Origin of the sequence: Sporosarcina sp. D27 (genome assembly GCF_000586555.1) — a bacterium.
In the GTDB taxonomy this organism is placed as follows: Bacteria; Bacillota; Bacilli; order Bacillales_A; family Planococcaceae; genus Sporosarcina.
Map to the genome: position 1 here is coordinate 84,113 of NZ_AZUC01000047.1, position 18,571 is coordinate 102,683.

Sequence of the window (18,571 nt, forward strand, 5' to 3'; positions counted from 1 at the left end):
ACCACCCTCATTGCCGAAAATATAGACTCCGGCATCTTGAGTTGCCATAACGCGGCATACGGCGGGGTTTACCCGCACTCCGGAGCAGCTTTCAGCATTCGCTGTGTGAGCTCCCTTTCAGCCTGGGGAAGCCTCTCTTTCCACACTCTAACATGCATACTTTCTCCATCAATGTGTTTTGTATTCAAGCTATACTTGGATTATAAGGAAGTCGGAAAGTGTTGTCAATTCACAGTCTGCATAAAGTCGTATGGACTTTCTCCGTTCATCCCTACCATCGGGTCCACATCCAATACAGTTTCGCTGGATAGAACCTGCGGCAATTCCTTGTGGGGTTGGACTAATTTCTCAGTTGTAATAACTGATTCCGTTTGAAGGACTGTTTCCGACTCTGTGGCATTCGTGGCATTCGTTTCTACCGCTGCGGGGGCGTCTACTTCAGCACTAGACGGCTCGTTAGCTACAGGTTCCGGACTTTCTCCGCGAAGGCGTTCTTTCAAAGTTGTCTGCCGTTCACGCTCATCCATCCTGGATATCCCTTCTTTAAATTCGTTTGGACTGCCACATAAAATGAGAAAGTTTTTAGCTCGAGTAATCCCTGTGTAAAGTAGATTGCGCCGAAGCATTTTCCGGTGGCTACGAACAACTGGCATGATAACTGTAGGAAATTCACTCCCCTGTGACTTATGGATAGAACAACAGTATGCCAGTGTTAACTGATTCAGATCCGTCCGTTCATAAGTCACTTCAATTCCATCAAACGATACAACCATCAGATCTTTTTTCTCGATTGTTTCCTTGGCTTTTAAGATTGCGATCACTTCACCCATGTCACCATTAAACACATTACTTTCAGGCTGGTTGACGAGTTGAAGCACGCGATCGCCAATTCGGTAAACAACATCTCCGAAAGTGACTTCTTTACGACCTGCAGAAGCTGGATTCACCATTTCCTGAATCATGGTATTCAACGCATCGATGCCCGCAGGACCTTTGTACATAGGGGCAAGCACTTGAATATCTTTAATAGCTTGACCTTTAGTTAACGCATTTTTAACAATTTGACTTACAACTGTCGTTACTTGGTCTGCATCAGTACGGATGAATGAGCGATCTGATGTTTTCATCGCTAAATCGCCAAGTGGTTCAGACTTCTTGATAGCGTGAGCCAATTCGATAATTGTAGATCCCGCACTTTGCCGATAAATTTCAGTCAGTTCGACGACAGGAATTGTTCCGGACTCCAAAAAGTCACGTAACACTTGACCTGGACCAACAGATGGTAGCTGATCCTGGTCTCCGACAAACAGGATCTGGGCGTCATTATCGATTGCTTTCAAAAGCTGATGGGCAAGCCACGTATCGAGCATCGACGCTTCATCAATAATGACAAGTCTAGCTTTGATTTCTCGCTCGGTTTCTTCTTCTTTCTCTTGTCCCGTGAAGCCGAGAAGCCGATGTATCGTCATCGCGGGAAGTCCCGTAGATTCTGATAGCCTTTTCGCAGCACGGCCAGTAGGAGCTGCCAAAATGATCGGAAAAGGTTCTTCTTTTTTCGCATATTCCTTTGGATCGAGTGTCAGTCCATGCAACTCCGCGTATACTTCAACAAGACCTCTCACTACAGTAGTTTTACCAGTTCCTGGTCCGCCCGTTAAGATCATAGCCGGAGAATTGAGGGCTTGTTCAATCGCAGCAATTTGCGTTTCCGCATAGTTGACTTCAAGACGTTCTTCCGTTTCACCAATTGCTTTTCTCATTTCTGAAGACGGAAATGTATTTTTACGATCTTGATCCAAAATCCGCTCCATTTTCGAAGCGATTCCTAGTTCTGAAAAATACAATGAAGGCAAATAGAGTTTGCGCTGTTCTGCACTCAACCGGCTTTCCTCCACAAGTTCAATAATGGCATTGGATATTAATTTGAAAGGGATTTCCTCAGGCTGGCTAGATTCCAATAGACGTTTGACTTCCGGTAACACTTGAACGGCTTCCAAGTACACATGACCACTCGAGAGAATCCCGGTATTGATCGTATGTAGGATCGCTGCCTGAATCCGAGAAGTATGTGTACCTGTGATTCCTAGTTGCCTGCCAAGTTCGTCCGCACGTTGGAATCCGACCCCTTCCACATCTTCAATAAGACGATACGGATTTTCAGTTAGCTTTTCAATCGTCTCTTCCCTATAGGTTTGATAAATCCGCATGGCAACTTGCGGTCCAAACCCCCACTCGTTCAATTTGACGATGGTCCGTTCCAAACCAAGGTTATCTCGGAGGACGGAAACGAGTGTCTCTTTCTTTTCAGCATTGAGACGAGGGATTTCATCCAATATGCCTTCGTTTTCCATTATTTTGCGAATCGCATCAGGACCCAGGTGATTGATAATTGTTTCAGCAGTTTTTCGTCCAATCCCAGGAAACAGGTCTCCTGATAAGTAGTGGATTAACCCTGTTTCAGTTGCAGGCAATTCTTTTTGAAACGTTTTTACATCAAATTGCTGACCATATGTTGCGTGATTGATGAGTCTTCCCGTAAACCGGTACTCTTCCTCTTCGGATAGTTTTGGAAAGTTCCCTTTGACGACAATTTCTTTTCCTTCAAACGAACAATTTGTTTTCCGCACTTTGAGTTTAGCAATCGTAAACAAACTATCAGGGTTATGGAAAATCGTCACGACCGCTCTGCCAATTAAAAAAGGTTCTTCTTGAACTGCTGAATCGGTTTTTTCCATGGTCTAGCGTCACCTCACTCGTCAGCGGATTCGTGTTCTTCCCCCATTTGAATCATGTCGTAGATATATCTTGCTTGGACATGCTCTGGGTCAATCATGTATGCACGTTCTAAATGATGTAACGCCTGTTCCTTGTCTTCTGTAGAAACTGCATATAAGAACCCTATGTTGAAGTGAGCGTCAGAGTTCTCTGGTTCTACTTCTAAGATCGATTTGAATTGGTCTTCGGCTAGATCATAGACACCTTCGTTCGCTAGTAAAATCCCATAAGACAGGCGAATTTCAAGATCTTCTGGAGCTAGTTCAAGCGCCCTTTGTAAATAAGGTAATGCCAAGCGACCTTTTTCTGCTCGCTCCAAACTTTTCCCTAACATGAAATAAGCGTCTGCTTCTTGAACACCGCAGGAAATTGCTTTTTCGTAAAGCGTTGTTGCTTCGTCGTAACGATCTTGGTTAAAGTAGAGGTTGGCTAACCCGTAATAGGCTGTTCCCATTTCACCATCTAGCGTGAGTGCTTTTTGGAAAAACGGTTCTGCTTTTTCGATATCTCCAATGGATGCAAATACGTTCCCGACGTTTACATAACCGACCGGATCGTCAGGAGCTTCTTCAGCTGCTTTAATGAATTCTTCCACTGCTTTTTCAAAGTTACCTGATTGCAACGCTTCTATCGCTTGTTCATTGTGTCCCATTTTTACTTCTCCCTTATCCGACATAGTCGAGTGTTTTTCCATTTTTAATGACTGTATCGATTGTTCCCCCACCAAGGCACTCATCGCCATCGTATAAGACGACAGCTTGACCTGGTGTAATTGCACGGACTGGCGTGTCAAATACAACTTCAGCAGTTGTCGGTCCTGTCATTTTTACAGAGACACCTGTATCTGCTTGGCGGTATCTGAATTTAGCTGTGCACTTGAACTCTTCTGGCAAAGTCCGTGCAGTTGTGAAGCTCACTTCAGTCGCTGTTAAACTATCCGAATAGAGCGCATCGTGGTGGAAGCCTTGTCCAACCAATAATGTATTGGCTTTAAGATCTTTTCCAATTACGAACCAAGGCTCTCCTGAACCACCGATTCCAAGACCGTGACGTTGTCCAATTGTATAATACATCAAACCGTCATGACGACCTTGTTTCTCACCCGTCATCGTTTTCATATCGCCTTGTTGAGCCGGCAAATAGTTGGATAGGAACTCTTTAAAATTTCTTTCCCCAATAAAACAAATACCTGTAGAGTCTTTTTTCTTAGCTGTAGCAAGACCAGCCTCTTCCGCGATTTCACGGACTCGACTCTTTTCCATGTCGCCGATTGGAAACATAACTTTAGACAATTGTTCTTGGTTCAGTTGGTTCAAAAAATACGTCTGATCCTTATTCGCATCAACGCCACGAAGCATCGCAACGCCATCTTCCGTTTCAGCTATTCGGGCATAGTGGCCAGTTGCAAGGAAGTCTGCTCCAAGATTCATCGCATGTTCTAAAAATGCTTTGAATTTAATTTCTTTGTTACACATTACATCTGGATTCGGCGTTCTACCAGCTTTGTATTCATCCAAAAAGTACGTAAATACTTTATCCCAATATTGCTGTTCAAAATTGACAGCATAATAAGGAATACCAATTTGGTTACATACGCTAATGACATCTTCGTAATCTTCGGTTGCCGTGCAAACACCAAACTCATCGGTGTCATCCCAGTTTTTCATAAAGATTCCTATGACTTCATAGCCTTCTTGCTTTAGCAGATAGGCAGCGACAGATGAGTCAACGCCACCCGACATTCCTACGACGACTCTTGTATCTTTTTTTGCTTTATCGATTCTCATTTATAATTCATTCCTTTTAGGTGTTATTTCACAGTACGTTTGACGACGAGTGCGATCCGTTCTGCCGCTTGTTGTACGTCTTCTTCTGATAAGCCATAGCCAAAACTGAAACGGACAGAGCTTCTAAGACGCGGTGATTTTGCTCCATACATCGCGAGCAAAACGTGTGAAGGATCTAAAGAACCTGCTGTACAGGCAGACCCGCTGGACACGGATACTCCTTCTAAATCTAAATTGACGAGCAAAGACTCAATATCTGTTCCCGGAAAGTAAACATTGAAAATATGTGGAAGAACAGGCGTACCTTCTTCCGTAGTCGGTTCGTATTCGACCTCCGACTGTTGGAATGCTTCTTTCATGATCGTTTGATACGACGTATAGCGTACCGCTTTTTCAAGTTGTTCATCAGCAGAAAGTTGAACAGCTTTAGCAAATGCAACGATTGCAGGTACGTTTTCAGTTCCTGCCCTTCGTTTCCGTTCCTGTGACCCCCCATGCATAATCGGAGAAGTGTCTATCCCTTTACGCTGATAAAGGAAACCAACGCCTTTCGGACCATTCACTTTGTGGGATGAAACCGACAGTAAGTCAACATGTAACTCGTTCACATTGATAGGAAGAACCCCATAGGCTTGAACAGCGTCTGTATGGAACAGCGCTTGATGATCATTTAACAGTTCGCCTATTTCTTTGATTGGTTGAATCGTGCCGACTTCGTTATTGCCATACATGATTGTAACGAGGATTGTATCCTCCCGTAGTGCTTCAGTAACTTGTTGAACAGTCACTTGTCCATTGCGGTCCACCGGCAAATACGTCACGTCAAACCCAATTTTTTCGAGCGCTTCGCACGTTGTTAATACCGCATGGTGCTCAATCGTCGTGGTAATAATATGTTTTCCGAGATGTCTTCTGCTCATTGCAGTTCCAGTGACCGCCAAGTTATCCGCTTCCGTCCCACCTGATGTTAAAATGATTTCACTCGGTTCAGCATGAATTGAGCGAGCAAGTTGTTGCCGCGCATCGTCCACACTCTTTCTAGCAGTTCTCCCGTGACTGTGTACACTGGAAGGGTTTCCAGGAACTGATTGCATCGTTTTCATATAGATATCTGCCACTTCAGGCCGTATAGGTGTTGTCGCTGCGTGATCTAAATAGATAGGTGTTTTCATGCTTTTAACTCCTTTAAATATAAAACATATAACCGTCTGATTTAGGTTTGTTTCTTTCAGATTGTATTAAGTCCTCAATTGTTGTCGTGTCTAGTACTTCCCGAACAGCTTCGCTGATTTTCAGCCAAAGCGATTGTTGTGGGATATCAGTTTCTTCAAGTCCTTCTACAAGTTGGATAGGACCTTCAAGAAGTCGAATGACATCCCCTGCAGTCATTTCACAAGGCTCTTTCGACAGTTTGTAACCGCCGTAAGCCCCTCTGATACTCTTCACCAGACCACCATTTCGAAGCAATGGGATAAGTTGTTCCAAATACGCCTCTGACAGTGTTTGTTCTTCCGCTATTTTGCGTAACGGAACTGGACCTTCTCCATATCGTTTGCCAAGTTCGACAATAATGGTTAATCCGTATCTTCCTTTTGTTGATATTCTCATAAGCCATCGTCCCTTTTTTGAAATTGCTTCAGATAGTATATCATATTCGAACACTCGGCTTCCTTGAAATGACTTCAAGCTACTGCACATGTATACTTATCTCAACAGAACACTTTTGAATGGAAGTAGGGATACCATGCACAACGAACCTCTAGCATTTAGAATGCGACCGCGAACCATTGACGAAATTGCTGGTCAACAGCATGTCATCGGTCCTGATACGGCGCTTTATCGGATGATCAAAAATGGACACGTGCCCTCTATGTTACTTTACGGAGAACCGGGTATTGGAAAAACGTCTCTTGCCTATGCGATTGCCGGTTCAACGAATTTAACTTTCATTCCATTAAATGCAACGACTTCAGGAAAAAAAGATATTGAACGTGTTGTAGACGAAGCTCGAATCACAGGGAAAGTCATTTTGTTTTTAGATGAAATCCATCGTTTTAACAAACTTCAGCAGGATACTCTCTTACCACACGTTGAAAACGGATCGGTTGTGTTGATAGGTGCGACTACGGAAAATCCTTTTCATGATGTCAACCCTGCCATCCGTTCCAGATGCGGTGAAATTCTACAGTTGCAGAGGCTTGAAAAAGCAGATTTACTCGTGTTGCTGAATAGAGCCCTTAACGACGAAACCCGAGGCCTCGGGAAACAACAAATTGAAATCTCAGATGAGCAAATCGGAAAAATTGCTGAAGGCGTCAATGGGGATGCTCGCAAAGCACTGACATTACTCGAATCACTTATTTCTGCATCTGACGAAGAAAGTGGAAAAGTCATCATCGAAGATTGGCTGATTGAGAACCTGATTGGAAGAATTGGGGTTTTTGGTGATAAAAACGGTTCTCATCATTATAATCTTCTATCCGCTTTGCAAAAATCTGTCAGAGGTAGCGATACGGATGCCGCACTCTATTATTTAGCACACTTACTTGAAGTTGGAGATTTGGTCTCTGTCAATCGCAGACTGCTTGTCATGGCTTATGAAGATGTAGGGCTTGCTGCACCAGAAGTCGGTCCACATGTAGCTGCTGCAACGGATGCCGCTATCCGATTAGGGTTGCCTGAAGCACGGATTCCACTCGCGAATGCTGTCATCGAAATGTGCCTCGCTTCCAAATCTAACTCCGCTTACAAAGCATTAGATGCTGCCATTGCTGCAATTCACCAAGGGAAGACCGGTGATATCCCAATGCATTTGCGTGATACACATTATGCTGGTGCTGAAAAATTAGGACATGGCGGATACATCTACCCACACGATCACCCGATCGGCTCTTTCGGTGGGTGGGTAAATCAGTCCTATTTGCCGGACTCTATCACGAACCTACAATTTTACACACCTGTTTTAGCAGGTGAAGAGAAAAAATCGGCAGCTATTTATGAACGATTAAAAGAGTTCAGAAAGAAAAAGTGAACGATCAGTAAAAGGAGATGACGGATGCATGTCAACAAACCAGACAGCAAGCGAAGCACGTAGATTCCAAATTCTCGAGCTATTGAAACAAGCTAATAGACCGATCACAGGAAAAGAAATTGGCGAACGAACAGGTGTTAGTAGGCAAATTGTGGTTGGAGACATTAATTTGTTGAAAGCTGTGGATGAACCGATTGTTGCAACAAGTAGAGGATATTTGTACATGAATGAACAAAAAGCTGCCAACCAAATCGAAAGAATTGTGGTGTGTCAGCATTCTGCAAACCAAACCGAAGAGGAACTGACGATTTTCGTGGATCATGGTGTGACTGTTAAAGACGTCCGGGTGGAACATCCTGTATATGGAGACTTAACTGCCTCGATTATGGTGACAAACCGCATGGAAGTAAAAGAATTCCTCAAAAAGATCGCAGCGGCCAATGCCGTCTACTTATCCGCTCTATCAGAAGACCATACACACTTACATACTGTGATGGCGGATAATGTAAAACAGCTCGACCAAGCATTTGTAGCGCTACGTAAAGCAGGCATCCTCGTTGAGTGATGCCTGCTTTTCGCACATTCAGTTTTATAAAGATTGTCCTGTTTCAATTTCCAATTGCCGAACAAACTGTTTCATGAACTGATGTCGATCTTCTGCGAGTTGTTTACCTCTTTCTGTGACCATTAAATCTTTTAACAAAAATAATTTTTCATGAAAATGTGTAACGGAAGCCGTTTTTTTCGATCGGTAGTCATGTTCTGACATGCTTGTGCGTATACTCTCTGTCGGGTCATATATTTTACGGCCTTTCGCACCGCCGTAAGCAAAAGTGCGTGCAATTCCGATAGCTCCGATAGCATCCAATCGATCTGCATCCCGAACGATGGCACCTTCAGGAGAATCTATTTCTTTTGAATTGCCTCCACTAAAGGATACTGATTCTATTGTGGCTAACACGAGTTCAGAAAGAGCTTGAGGAACAGCTAATTCCTTCAATATTGCCGCAGCTGAAGTTCCGGTGAGTTCTGCATACTTTGGATCATCCACATCATGCAGATAGACCGCCAACTCCACAGCTGTCCGATCCACACCGTCAATTTCTTCCATAATTTCATAGGCATTTTGTAAAACCCGTAAAATATGGTCAAAATCATGACTTGCATCAAATTTTTCGTATATTTCTTTCGTTTTTATAGCACACTGTACACTATATGTCATTTTTTAAAATCACACCTTTTTTATATTTTCCAAAAATCTGATAGTGCGTTTGACCTTCATAAAAGGTTGCGGTATAGTAAACTTAACCATGGTTTAAATGGGAAGACATCTAACGCCGAGGAGGAATATTTATGTACCACGGTAAAGTCAAATGGTTCAGTAATGAAAAAGGGTACGGTTTCATTGAAGCGGATGACGGACAAGATGTTTTCGTCCATTTCACAGGCATTATAGCAGAAGGATTCAAAACGTTGGATGAGGGACAAAATGTCTCTTTTGAAATTATAGAAGGTAATCGTGGTCCTCAAGCGGCAAATGTCTCTTCGACCGATTAATGATCACTCATCATAATATGTAAAGATCCCTCTGATTCAATCAGTGGGATCTTATTTCATTAATTTATTCATTTCAGACCCAAGAAAGCGAAGTTGGTCGCCCACAGTGCATTCCCGTATACAAAACTTGTGTGCTTCCGTCTTACCACGTTCTTGTGTCAAATGCTTTTTCACTAGACATCCTTCACAATACATATCAAGTAGTTCATCTATTTCAGAAATAACAATAGTTTTCTTCATAAGTCACTCCCATCAGACCTTTAAGGTAATTGTATGTTTTCTTACGGGAGGATGCAACTAAACAGGAGGCACATTCACATGATTGAATTATATACAGACGGCGCAAGTGCAGGAAACCCTGGAAAAAGTGGGATTGGTATTTATATTACAGGCGAAGGCCACTCCATTAAACTCTCAGAATCGATCCAACCGTGTGATAACCATTCAGCGGAGTTTCTAGCGCTCATCAGAGGGCTAGAGGAAGCTACGAAATTAACGTCCGGAATTCTTTCTGTCAGAAGTGATTCTCAACTCGTGGTGCAAGCCGTAGAAAAAGAATTCGTAAAAAATGACCTTTATAAACCCCACTTAAAAAAAGTACTCGAGCTCACAAAGAACTTCGAGTACTTTTTCATCAAATGGATTTCAGATGATACGAATCGGGCAGCAGATGCGCTCGCTCGCCAAGCGATTCATAAGCAGCGATGAAACTAGTCCTATTCAACTTTCATAAATGTCACTTTCCGTTCACAGTCATCATATAACACCCATTCTTTGTTATCGACAACTGAGCCTACGTTTACCGTCACGGATTTCTGAGGAAGCTCAATCGGCACAAAGTAATGGAACTTCTGCTCCTCACCTTCTACAGACCACGATGATTTGTGTGTATGACCGTGTACCACTAAAGGTTCACCTTGCGTCACCTGTTGAGGGGGTGACTCATTGTACGGCCATTGGTGACCATGAATAAGCAAAGCATCACCAATCCTCATTCGTTCCGGTAAATGAGAAATCTTTTGCAATAACGGATCAGCTGACCGGGAAACGAGGAGGATCCGCTCTTCCTGATTTCCTCTGATTGAAGGAAAGTCAAGAAGTTGTTCGAAACCAACTGGATTGAGCATGACCTCGCTGAGTAGCGGATAGGTCGTGCCATCCAGTTTTTTCTTACCAATTGTACATTCGAACAAATCTCCGACACCGACTATTTTTGCATCTGGTGCTATCTTTTCAATTTGCTCAAGTACCATTTTCAATTCATCCAAAGAGGAATGAATGTCACTAATAAATGCTACCTTCACAGCGAATCATCCTTTTTAAAAACTCCTGTTTCAACTGCTAGGTCTCCACCAGAAATCCAATCACTATAACTTCCGGCATATAACCTGACATTCGAATACCCTTTTTCCTTTAGCATGGCGTAAAGAGGTGCAGCAGTCACCCCACTCCCACAATAGACGGTAATCGGTTGGTCATGCTTGGCCATCTTTTCTAATCCATAAACAGCCTCACCCGATGTTTCAAAGCGTCCATTCTTTGTTAACTGAGCCCAGTCAAAATTTTGCGCTCCAGGGATGTGACCTGCTATTGCATCTAGCGGCTCATGCTCCCCACGGTAACGCACGGCTGCCCTTGCATCTAGCAGTAAGTTCTCACCATTTGCTTGTACTAGGTTCTTCACATCTTCTTTTGACGCTAAAATGGAGTCATCCCACTCTGGTTCTACTGTTGAGCGTTCAGGAGTTACAACATTCGCATCTGTTGGAAAGCCAGATTCTACAAGCTCCTCATAGCCTTCCAAAGAAATGGACACATTTTTAAATCCTCCAAATTGCAACATCCACCATGCACGAGCAGCGAATGGCTCCCCTCCATTATCGTAAATGATGATTTCATCATCCAAATGGAGACCACTCTTGCGGAATAACTCAGTTAGTGTTTCCTTATCAGGCATAGGATGGCGTCCGCCACTTTTTTGCATATCTGATAAGTCTTTTTCAAGATCCCAATGAACCGCATGTTGAATGTGACTTTGACGATAGAGATTCGCTCCCAGTCCAGGATCTTGAAGAGAGAATCGTGCATCTATCCATTTACGCGGTTGGTCATTATTAAGTGTACCTATAGATTTAAATACATTCACTTAAACCAGCTCCTTCTGTTGAAGTTTTCCATAGATTGTCCGCCACTCTGACAGCTGCTCATGACTTTCCAAAAGATTTCGTTCAGCTTCAAGTTGAGCCAACGTTTCTGTTAATAAATGATCCGTCAATGCGGTTGCAGAATCGTCAATCCAATTGTTGGTCCATTCTCCTAAACGTTGCTTTTCTTGTTCTAAATAGGTTGTGGCATCTTTCTTCAGTAGTTCTGTCAATTGCTCTCGAAGCGCATTCCTATCGCCTTTTTCAAAGAACGATTTGGCATTTTTAAAGTGTCGATTCACTGTACTATAGCGCGTGATTTGCTCGAATGGCGCAACAAACTTCAGCATTTCTGCATCCTTTGAATCGAATGGAGACGGCGACAGCGCACTATCCATTTCAGCTAGCCAACGCTGTTCAGTCCGTTGTCGTGCGTCAACTTGTTTTTTCATAAACCTCAGCATTCGTAAATTTGTCACCTTAAGTTCTTGTACAAAGTCAAAGCCCGTCATTCCTATCGTTTCATCTAGTGCTAAACGTAGTGCTTCTAAAGCTTGGTGACGAACAAATAACGACGGTGTATAGCCTTCTTTAAAGAAATCTGGGAATCTAAGAAATACTCGTTGATGGATGTAGAAAATAAGTTCCCTCAACTCTTCTTCAACGGACTTTTTAAGAACTGGTGCAAAACTCTCTCGATAATGTTCTCTGACACGTTGTTCAAAAACAGCTAATTCTTCTAATCGTTCTGCTTTCCGCTCACGGTTTTTCTCAGTCCGATCAATGAGATCAGCTAGACGCTCGACCGTTTTCGTAGTCTCTTCATCCAATGCTTGAACGGCTAATGCATTTAAATCATTTTCTAAAAACGAATAAAAACGAGTTTCAAAAGCATTCATTTTCGACTCGGTTTCTCCTTGCTGCTTTGCTTCAAGCGCTTGCAAGCTAGAGATTCCATGAACGCGTGGGTTTCGAATTCCGAATTTCACAAGTTCCTCTGCTACAAACCCTTTTACTTCCTGTGCTTCTTCCTCATTTGAAGCCAAGTCGATTGCATTAACTACAAAGAACATCTTGTCCATTTCAAACGCATCTTTCACACGTCCAAGCTGAATTAAAAATTCACGGTCCGCTCGAGAAAACGCATGATTATAATAAGTGATAAACAAAATTGCATCGGCATTTTTAATATACTCAAATGCTACGTCTGTATGTCGGGCATTAATCGAATCGGCGCCCGGAGTATCTACCAAGGTAATTCCTTGGCGTGTTAGTTCGCAGTCATAATATAAGTCGATTGATTCGACAAAACAACTCCGCTCCTCTTCTGCTACAAAGCGGACGAATTCATCTCGCTCGGCAGTCAACACGGTGCCAAGCAAATCTCGATATGTTGGGTAGCCCGCTTGGAATGCACGGATGAACGATTTATGGATATGAAGTGATTCTTCAACTAGTTCTAATTGTAACGCTTCTTTTGCACGCGTAAACGCTTCTTCAAGTGTTGAAATGGATAGACCGAGCGTCGAAAATGCGTCCACCGTATCTTGAGTCAATTGCTCAGGTGCTTTAAAGTGAATATCCGCTGTTCCATCAGCATGTGCGTCGGAAGTCGGTCGAATCCGGTTAATGGCTGCGGTTGTGGGATTTGGAGAAACAGGTAGTACCGCTTCGCCAAGCAACGCATTTGAGAAAGATGATTTCCCTGCACTGAACGCTCCAAACAATGCGACTGTAAACTCTTGCTGTTCAAGTCTTTTCGACTTAGATTGCAAGTATACAGAAAGCTCTTTAAATCCTGGAATCTGAACCACTTCGTCTGCTACTTGTTGCGCGCGCTTGACGACGAGTTCATGATCCCCGTTAAACATTTCCTCGGTTCGTTCATGAACGGTGAGATCTTGCTTAGTTTGCTCCTGGATGACTTCAGTTTCTTGCTGTTGCTGTACATCGAGAATTTCAGGCTCGGATTGAGCTCTCCATTCTTCTTTTAATCGATCCAATGAGGCTAGCTCCTCTTTCGACCATTCATGTTGCTGACCAGATTCAAATAATTGAAGGTATGTAGTACGTGATTTAACAAGATGGATTGCAGCTAACTTCAGCTCTGAATCGTTAAGTTCTTGTTGCAATCGTACGGAAGCACTCTCCCCTTCACGCTTCACCACATCTGATACCCGGACTTTCCAATCATCTGTTTTCCTCTTGTAATCGTTCAGAACTGCTTCACGCATTTGACTTGCTGCATTTAAAATCAGCTCGCCAGTCAAAATATCCGGTGTTGTCAAAGATGAAGCAATCTCGCTAAAACGGAATGCCAGATCCATTTCATCGATTTCCAATGATCGTTCATCGGTTAACAAGCCAACTTGTTTCAGTACGTTCTTCATAAGTGATCGAAGATGAACCTCAATTTGAGTATGGGCTAACTTTTCCAATGACTCACTAAGTGACTGAAGTCTCCGATCGCGTTCTTCCTGTGTCTTTTTGGCACTAAAGAAAAGACCGACTTTAAAATGACTCGTTTGCGACTCTAAATACTCTTTTAGCAACTCTCTTGTTTCATAAGGAGTCAGAGTAGCACTCTGTAGAAGTTCTTTTCGCTCTTTCTCGAAGTGCAGATGGAATGCATCTCCTTGCATGAGCGATAGACGCATTCGTAGCTCTTCAGTTTCTAGTTCAAGTTCATTTGTTTCAGACCATTCCTCATCCGTTATCTCAGGATGAGTATCAATTGTTTCTTTAATCTCTTCTTTTAAAAAGTCAATATGCTCTGCAGTTAACTGCGCGAGAGCGTTTTGTGCATTCCGCTCAAAATGTTCATCACGATGCTCAATCGATCTATTCACAATTTCTTTCACAGAATCAAAGTCATTTCCTTCTAAATCAAGCTGCTTGAGAGATGTGAAAAATATCCCTTTCGGCTCGACACCCCAAAGTGAAAATGAGTGCCGTACTGATTCCTTGAATTCATCAAATGACAACTCGTTTGAACGGTGTTTGTCAATTTGGTTGACAATTAAGTAAACATTAGGATTATAACGCATCAGTTCTTTGGTGAATCGGAAATTCAGTTCAGACTGAACATGATTGTAGTCCATCGTATAGAATACAACATCAGCTAAATGGAGCGCAGATTCTGTCGACAATCTATGGGCATCATCTGTTGAGTCAACACCAGGTGTGTCCATTACCGAAATTCCTAAGGGTAGTTTTGACGCAGTATGTCCAATTTCCAACGAAGCGATGGATGCTCCTTCTTTACTCATCTTTTTAACTGCTTGTGAGAATCCTTCGCCAATAACTTTAACTGAAGTCCCATCTTGTCGATGCACAATAGCGAAGTCCTCTTCATCCTTATGTATTTTAACGATATTAGCACTTGTTGGAATAGGACTAGATGGCAACAGATCCTCTCCTGTAAGAGCATTGATCATCGATGATTTCCCTGCTGAAAAGTGACCTGCAAATGCAATAGTATAGTCATCTTTCAATAGTTTCTTCGCAAGCATTGTAGCTTTTTGAAACCTTTCCTGATCCCCATCTTCTTTACAAAGAAGACCAAGTACTGCGGTTTCGTCTAAAAAATCTTTATGCTGAGTCATAAACACTTCGATCCCTTCTGCTAGAGCTTTGTCTATCATACCATTATTTATTGTTCACACTCTATTCATATATTCTACGTTTATAATTATAGAAATACTCTATACAATTGATGAATCGGATGGTATCATTGGACTATTATTACCTGTTTAAGGGGTGTCTAAATGACTGATTCAAAAACAATCCAACATATATTGAATAGTACTATCCAATCTCTAACTACAGTTATCCCTGTTAAATTCGATGTTCTCCCACCTTCTCTCACCACTCAGCCATATGAACAAAAAGAACTAAGTGTACTTATTGCACTGCTTGGTGACGTACGTGGAAGACTTATTATCGATACAAACGAATCGACAATTTCACAAATTGGCGAAGCGATGTTCGGCATGTCGATTGAAGGCGAAATGATCGAGTCGTTTACCGGTGAACTCGGAAATATGGTCGCTGGAAATCTGTGTACCTTGCTTGAAAAGGATGCACTGACACTGGATATTTCTCCACCAACTGTTTTAACAGGTGAGACGAAGTTCTATGGTTTCCAACAAGCATTTAAATTACCACTGAATTTTAACAATGCTCCACCTTCTAATGTGTTACTGACAATCGACGAAGCTTGAAAAAGGTTAATAAACGATGAATCATAACGACAAAACAAAAAGCAACACGGCAACGCCCTGTTGCACAGACTGTAGACAAACGCCATAAATCATGGGGCTTGCCTACAGTCTGTTTTTTTACAATAGAATTATCTATGAAAAGTTGATTTCCGCTGCGAGCGGACGCTTTCCGAGGGGCTTGCTCTCAGCCAATCGAACAGCGAAGAGTTCGATTTGCCGTATTTTAGCGAACTTTGCTGAAATTAAGGCAGCACTCATCTCCCTCGCTTTGCTCAGTCCAGGGTCTTCGAGCTTCGCTTATCCCTCCGGAGTCGCCGCTCTCCGCTACAATCAACAATGTCACTCAATTATCAAATGAGGTGATGGAAATGATGATGGATAATCAAATCTAAGAACGAGAACAGAAGGAGATGCTTACAATCTAACAGTTAGTTCCGCAAGACCATCTGTTCCGTAAATTAGATGCAGTAATTGATTTTCCCTTTATTTATCCATTGGTTGAAAATCTATATTCCCTATGTGGGAGAACCAGCATTGATCCTGTTGTTCTCAAAAAATGTCATCCATTCATTAAATTAAGCCCTCCTTGGCTTGCCCATCGCACACCAAGCTTCTCTTTGGCGTCGACAAAGACACGTTCAACGGTCTCTTTACATTTATATAGACTTCTTTGATTTCATATCGGTGTCTCAGGCCTTCTGTTACATCTAGTAAGTCTTGCCAGCAGGAAATGGAGCCTCAATTGCATTGTTTGCTTGAATGAAGTGAATGTGTCCACGGACATTCAGTTGATTGAAGTGCAGGACGGCGACTCCTGGGGATCAGCGAAAGCTGTCACGAAGAACAGCTTTTGCGAGTAAAAGCGAAGCGTTAGGAGCACGTGTTTTCGAAGACCCCGCAGGAGTGAAACGACGAGGAGGCTGAGGGCAAGCCCCCGGAAAGCGCCCGTCCGGAACGGAGATCAACGGCCTGTCATCCTTCATTTCCAGCGTCAACAATGCAAAAAGACAAAAGGGATGGAAATCAAATCGATTTCCATTCCTTTTGTCTACAGTCTGAAGCAACACGGCCAACGGCCTGTTGCTTTTTGTTTTGTTTTATTTACATATCTATCAAGATTTCACTTTTGGAGCCACGGGAAAAATCGAATCGAATGTGGGTACTAATTTAGATTCTTCAGGGTTCAACAAAATATGAACAGAACCTGAATCTGTCGCAGTCCGGATAAGTCGACCAACACCTTGACGTAAACGGAGTAACATATATGGTAAGTCCACTTCTTCAAACGGCGCTGTTGCATGGCTACGCTTCGCATTGAACAACGGGTCGGCAGGTGGCAAAGGTAAATCATAAATGACCACTCTTGTTAATGCATCGTGAGGAATATCCAACCCTTCCCACAAATGATAGGAGCAGAATGCAGACCATTTTTTAGATTGGAACTCTTTAACGATAGACGAGAGTTCACGATCTCCTTCAAACGCTGCGAAAGGAAGTTGTCCTTCTGGCAGGTGCGCTCGGAAGTTTTCCATAGACTGTTTCGACTTAAACAACACGAGCGTCTGTTCACCATCATTCAATAATTCGACAAGTCTATTCATTTTTCCATCTTCAGATAACGATTCTATGGTAAGATCCATAACTTCGTCGTAATCATATGGAGATTCAATTGAAAATGAAACGGAATGCTTAATACCTAGATTATTTGCAATAAACGAAAAATCATTTTGTACAGACAATGTAGCTGATGAGAAAATAATTGGTAGTTTTTCTGAAAATAATCGCTCCTGTAAAACATCTGTTACAAGGCGCGGCATAATAACTAGTGTCAATTCCCCTTCTCGATCTTCTGCCCAATCGACTGCTTCCGCATTATCCGAAAACAACTCTAATGAGAATATATATTGTTCGAGGTATTCTTCTACCATTCTCAAGTCATATTCTGGTATCACATAGAGCTCGCTATCAAAGACAAATTCTTCGAGTAATGCATTAGAAAGACGAACAGCTTCACGTGCTGTATTCACGAGTTCGGGAGACTTTGAAATTGCAAGTCGTTCCTCCCCATCTTCCTGAGCACATTCAGAGAGGTAGTCAAAGAACAGTTCATGACATTCCATCAATTGTTCCATTAGTTGAAGCGTTTGTTCACGAACACCATCTGTCATGACACGCTCTAGAAGTCCGAGTAGCGTGCTATCTTGTACTTCATAAGTTAGGGCGCGTTGTGCAGCGTATTCAAGTAGATGTCCCTCGTCAAAAACAGCCATTGAAACCTCCGGGAGTAATGGAAGTTGCCCCTGTCGTTTTCTTGACTCCTTCGTCCATAGGTGTTCCATAAAGAAATCGTGGGAGCAGATAATGAGATCAGCTGCTTTCCGATATTCACTTCTGTGAATCGTTTGCCCACAACGATTTCGTAAGTCACATCCACCACATTGTTGAATTGGATGGTAATTGATCGTCTCCCACTCGCCATCACTTAGATCTGGATAGGAAGAGCGCTCTCCGTATGGATACACTTCTGATAACGAGGCTGGGCCATAAACGAATTCTGGGAGGCTGTCTTCTACATCCCCGGCATAGTCTTCGCCGAAACGATTCATTTCTTCCAAACGCTTCAGGCAAAGATATTGGTCACGTGATTTTGCAAGTCGTACGTCTATTGTGAGCTCTAGCGCTTCACCGAGCTTACGGATATCGCCTTCCTCTTTTACAAGTTGGTCGATTAATGTTTCGTCTGCGCAAGAAATAAGCGCTGGTTTTCCTGTGTAACGAGCATAGGCGATGGCAGGAAGTAGGTAAGCGATAGTTTTACCGGTTCCGACACCAGCTTCAGCGAATAATACTTCTTTTTCACGTAGAGCTTGCTCAATTTGGAAAGACATATAAATTTGTTCATCCCTGCAGTCGAATCCTTTTTCGGTGAGCTCATCATATAAGGTATCTCCGATCCACTCGTTGAGTGATTCGTAGAATGTTTTGTCGCGTGTGAGTGCAAATGGTAACTTTCCTGTCATAGTGAACCCCTTTCTATTACATAAGAAAAGAGAG

General features: G+C 42.7%; 16 protein-coding genes and 1 other annotated feature (1 of these 17 only partly in view). Of the genes, 5 read left to right on the plus strand and 11 right to left on the minus strand.

What is annotated here, in order from left to right:
- Nucleotides 1–181: a binding site (T-box leader), on the minus strand; it reaches 26 nt to the left of the window's first position.
- 43 nt (nucleotides 182–224) lie between these two features.
- Genes N693_RS0111000 through cymR form a run of 5 tightly spaced genes read right to left on the minus strand, consistent with a single transcriptional unit; the run spans nucleotide 225 to nucleotide 6,170 of the window.
- The gene (locus tag N693_RS0111000; RefSeq protein ID WP_025784832.1) at nucleotides 225–2,735 is read right to left on the minus strand and encodes an ATP-dependent RecD-like DNA helicase; all 2,511 of its coding nucleotides are present in this window, start codon (nucleotides 2,733–2,735) and stop codon (nucleotides 225–227) included.
- Between the two features lie 14 nt (nucleotides 2,736–2,749).
- The gene (locus N693_RS0111005) at nucleotides 2,750–3,427 is read right to left on the minus strand and encodes a lipopolysaccharide assembly protein LapB (protein WP_025784833.1); all 678 of its coding nucleotides are present in this window, start codon (nucleotides 3,425–3,427) and stop codon (nucleotides 2,750–2,752) included.
- 13 nt (nucleotides 3,428–3,440) lie between these two features.
- Entirely contained in the window at nucleotides 3,441–4,562 is a 1,122-nt protein-coding gene (gene mnmA / locus N693_RS0111010) for a tRNA 2-thiouridine(34) synthase MnmA (RefSeq protein WP_051508734.1), read from the minus strand.
- Nucleotides 4,563–4,585: 23 nt separating this feature from the next.
- On the minus strand, nucleotides 4,586–5,734 hold the full coding sequence (locus N693_RS0111015) for a cysteine desulfurase family protein (RefSeq protein ID WP_025784835.1): 1,149 nt from the start codon (nucleotides 5,732–5,734) through the stop codon (nucleotides 4,586–4,588).
- 13 nt (nucleotides 5,735–5,747) lie between these two features.
- A complete protein-coding gene (gene cymR, locus N693_RS0111020) occupies nucleotides 5,748–6,170 on the minus strand; it encodes a cysteine metabolism transcriptional regulator CymR (protein ID WP_025784836.1) in 423 nt (140 codons plus the stop codon).
- A 136-nt stretch (nucleotides 6,171–6,306) separates the two neighbouring features.
- Between cymR and N693_RS0111025 the strand changes: the two genes are divergently transcribed.
- Together N693_RS0111025 and N693_RS0111030 are read left to right on the plus strand one after the other, a co-directional pair.
- A complete protein-coding gene (locus N693_RS0111025; RefSeq protein ID WP_025784837.1) occupies nucleotides 6,307–7,593 on the plus strand; it encodes a replication-associated recombination protein A in 1,287 nt (428 codons plus the stop codon).
- Nucleotides 7,594–7,621: 28 nt separating this feature from the next.
- Nucleotides 7,622–8,158: a transcription repressor NadR gene (locus tag N693_RS0111030; protein ID WP_025784838.1), complete on the plus strand. Its 537-nt coding sequence runs from the start codon at nucleotides 7,622–7,624 to the stop codon at nucleotides 8,156–8,158.
- Between the two features lie 24 nt (nucleotides 8,159–8,182).
- Here the strand turns inward: N693_RS0111030 and N693_RS0111035 are convergent, their stop codons facing one another.
- On the minus strand, nucleotides 8,183–8,815 hold the full coding sequence (locus N693_RS0111035; protein ID WP_025784839.1) for an HD domain-containing protein: 633 nt from the start codon (nucleotides 8,813–8,815) through the stop codon (nucleotides 8,183–8,185).
- A gap of 131 nt (nucleotides 8,816–8,946) precedes the next feature.
- On the opposite strand from N693_RS0111035, the gene N693_RS0111040 reads away from it, so the two are divergent.
- Nucleotides 8,947–9,150, plus strand: coding sequence for a cold-shock protein (locus N693_RS0111040; protein ID WP_025784840.1), 204 nt, complete (start codon nucleotides 8,947–8,949; stop codon nucleotides 9,148–9,150).
- A 51-nt stretch (nucleotides 9,151–9,201) separates the two neighbouring features.
- Here N693_RS0111040 and N693_RS0111045 read toward each other — a convergent pair whose 3' ends face one another.
- Entirely contained in the window at nucleotides 9,202–9,390 is a 189-nt protein-coding gene (locus N693_RS0111045; protein ID WP_025784841.1) for a zinc-finger domain-containing protein, read from the minus strand.
- A 78-nt stretch (nucleotides 9,391–9,468) separates the two neighbouring features.
- On the opposite strand from N693_RS0111045, the gene N693_RS19205 reads away from it, so the two are divergent.
- Nucleotides 9,469–9,858: a ribonuclease HI family protein gene (locus N693_RS19205; protein ID WP_037593157.1), complete on the plus strand. Its 390-nt coding sequence runs from the start codon at nucleotides 9,469–9,471 to the stop codon at nucleotides 9,856–9,858.
- Nucleotides 9,859–9,866: 8 nt separating this feature from the next.
- Here the strand turns inward: N693_RS19205 and N693_RS0111055 are convergent, their stop codons facing one another.
- The 3 genes from N693_RS0111055 to N693_RS0111065 are packed head-to-tail and all read right to left on the minus strand — an operon-like array spanning nucleotide 9,867 to nucleotide 14,899.
- Nucleotides 9,867–10,454, minus strand: a complete 588-nt coding sequence (locus N693_RS0111055) for a metallophosphoesterase (protein ID WP_025784842.1) — start codon at nucleotides 10,452–10,454, stop codon at nucleotides 9,867–9,869.
- Complete coding sequence (locus N693_RS0111060) at nucleotides 10,451–11,296, minus strand: sulfurtransferase (RefSeq protein ID WP_025784843.1); 846 nt, start codon at nucleotides 11,294–11,296, stop codon at nucleotides 10,451–10,453. Before N693_RS0111060 ends, N693_RS0111055 begins: the two co-directional genes overlap by 4 nt.
- On the minus strand, nucleotides 11,297–14,899 hold the full coding sequence (locus N693_RS0111065) for a dynamin family protein (protein ID WP_051508742.1): 3,603 nt from the start codon (nucleotides 14,897–14,899) through the stop codon (nucleotides 11,297–11,299). It lies immediately after the preceding gene.
- 162 nt (nucleotides 14,900–15,061) lie between these two features.
- Here N693_RS0111065 and N693_RS0111070 point away from each other — a divergent pair, with 162 nt between their 5' ends.
- Entirely contained in the window at nucleotides 15,062–15,517 is a 456-nt protein-coding gene (locus tag N693_RS0111070) for a chemotaxis protein CheX (protein WP_025784845.1), read from the plus strand.
- Nucleotides 15,518–16,629: 1,112 nt separating this feature from the next.
- Here the strand turns inward: N693_RS0111070 and N693_RS0111075 are convergent.
- Entirely contained in the window at nucleotides 16,630–18,537 is a 1,908-nt protein-coding gene (locus N693_RS0111075; RefSeq protein ID WP_025784846.1) for an ATP-dependent DNA helicase, read from the minus strand.
- Between the last annotated feature and the right edge of the window lie 34 nt (nucleotides 18,538–18,571).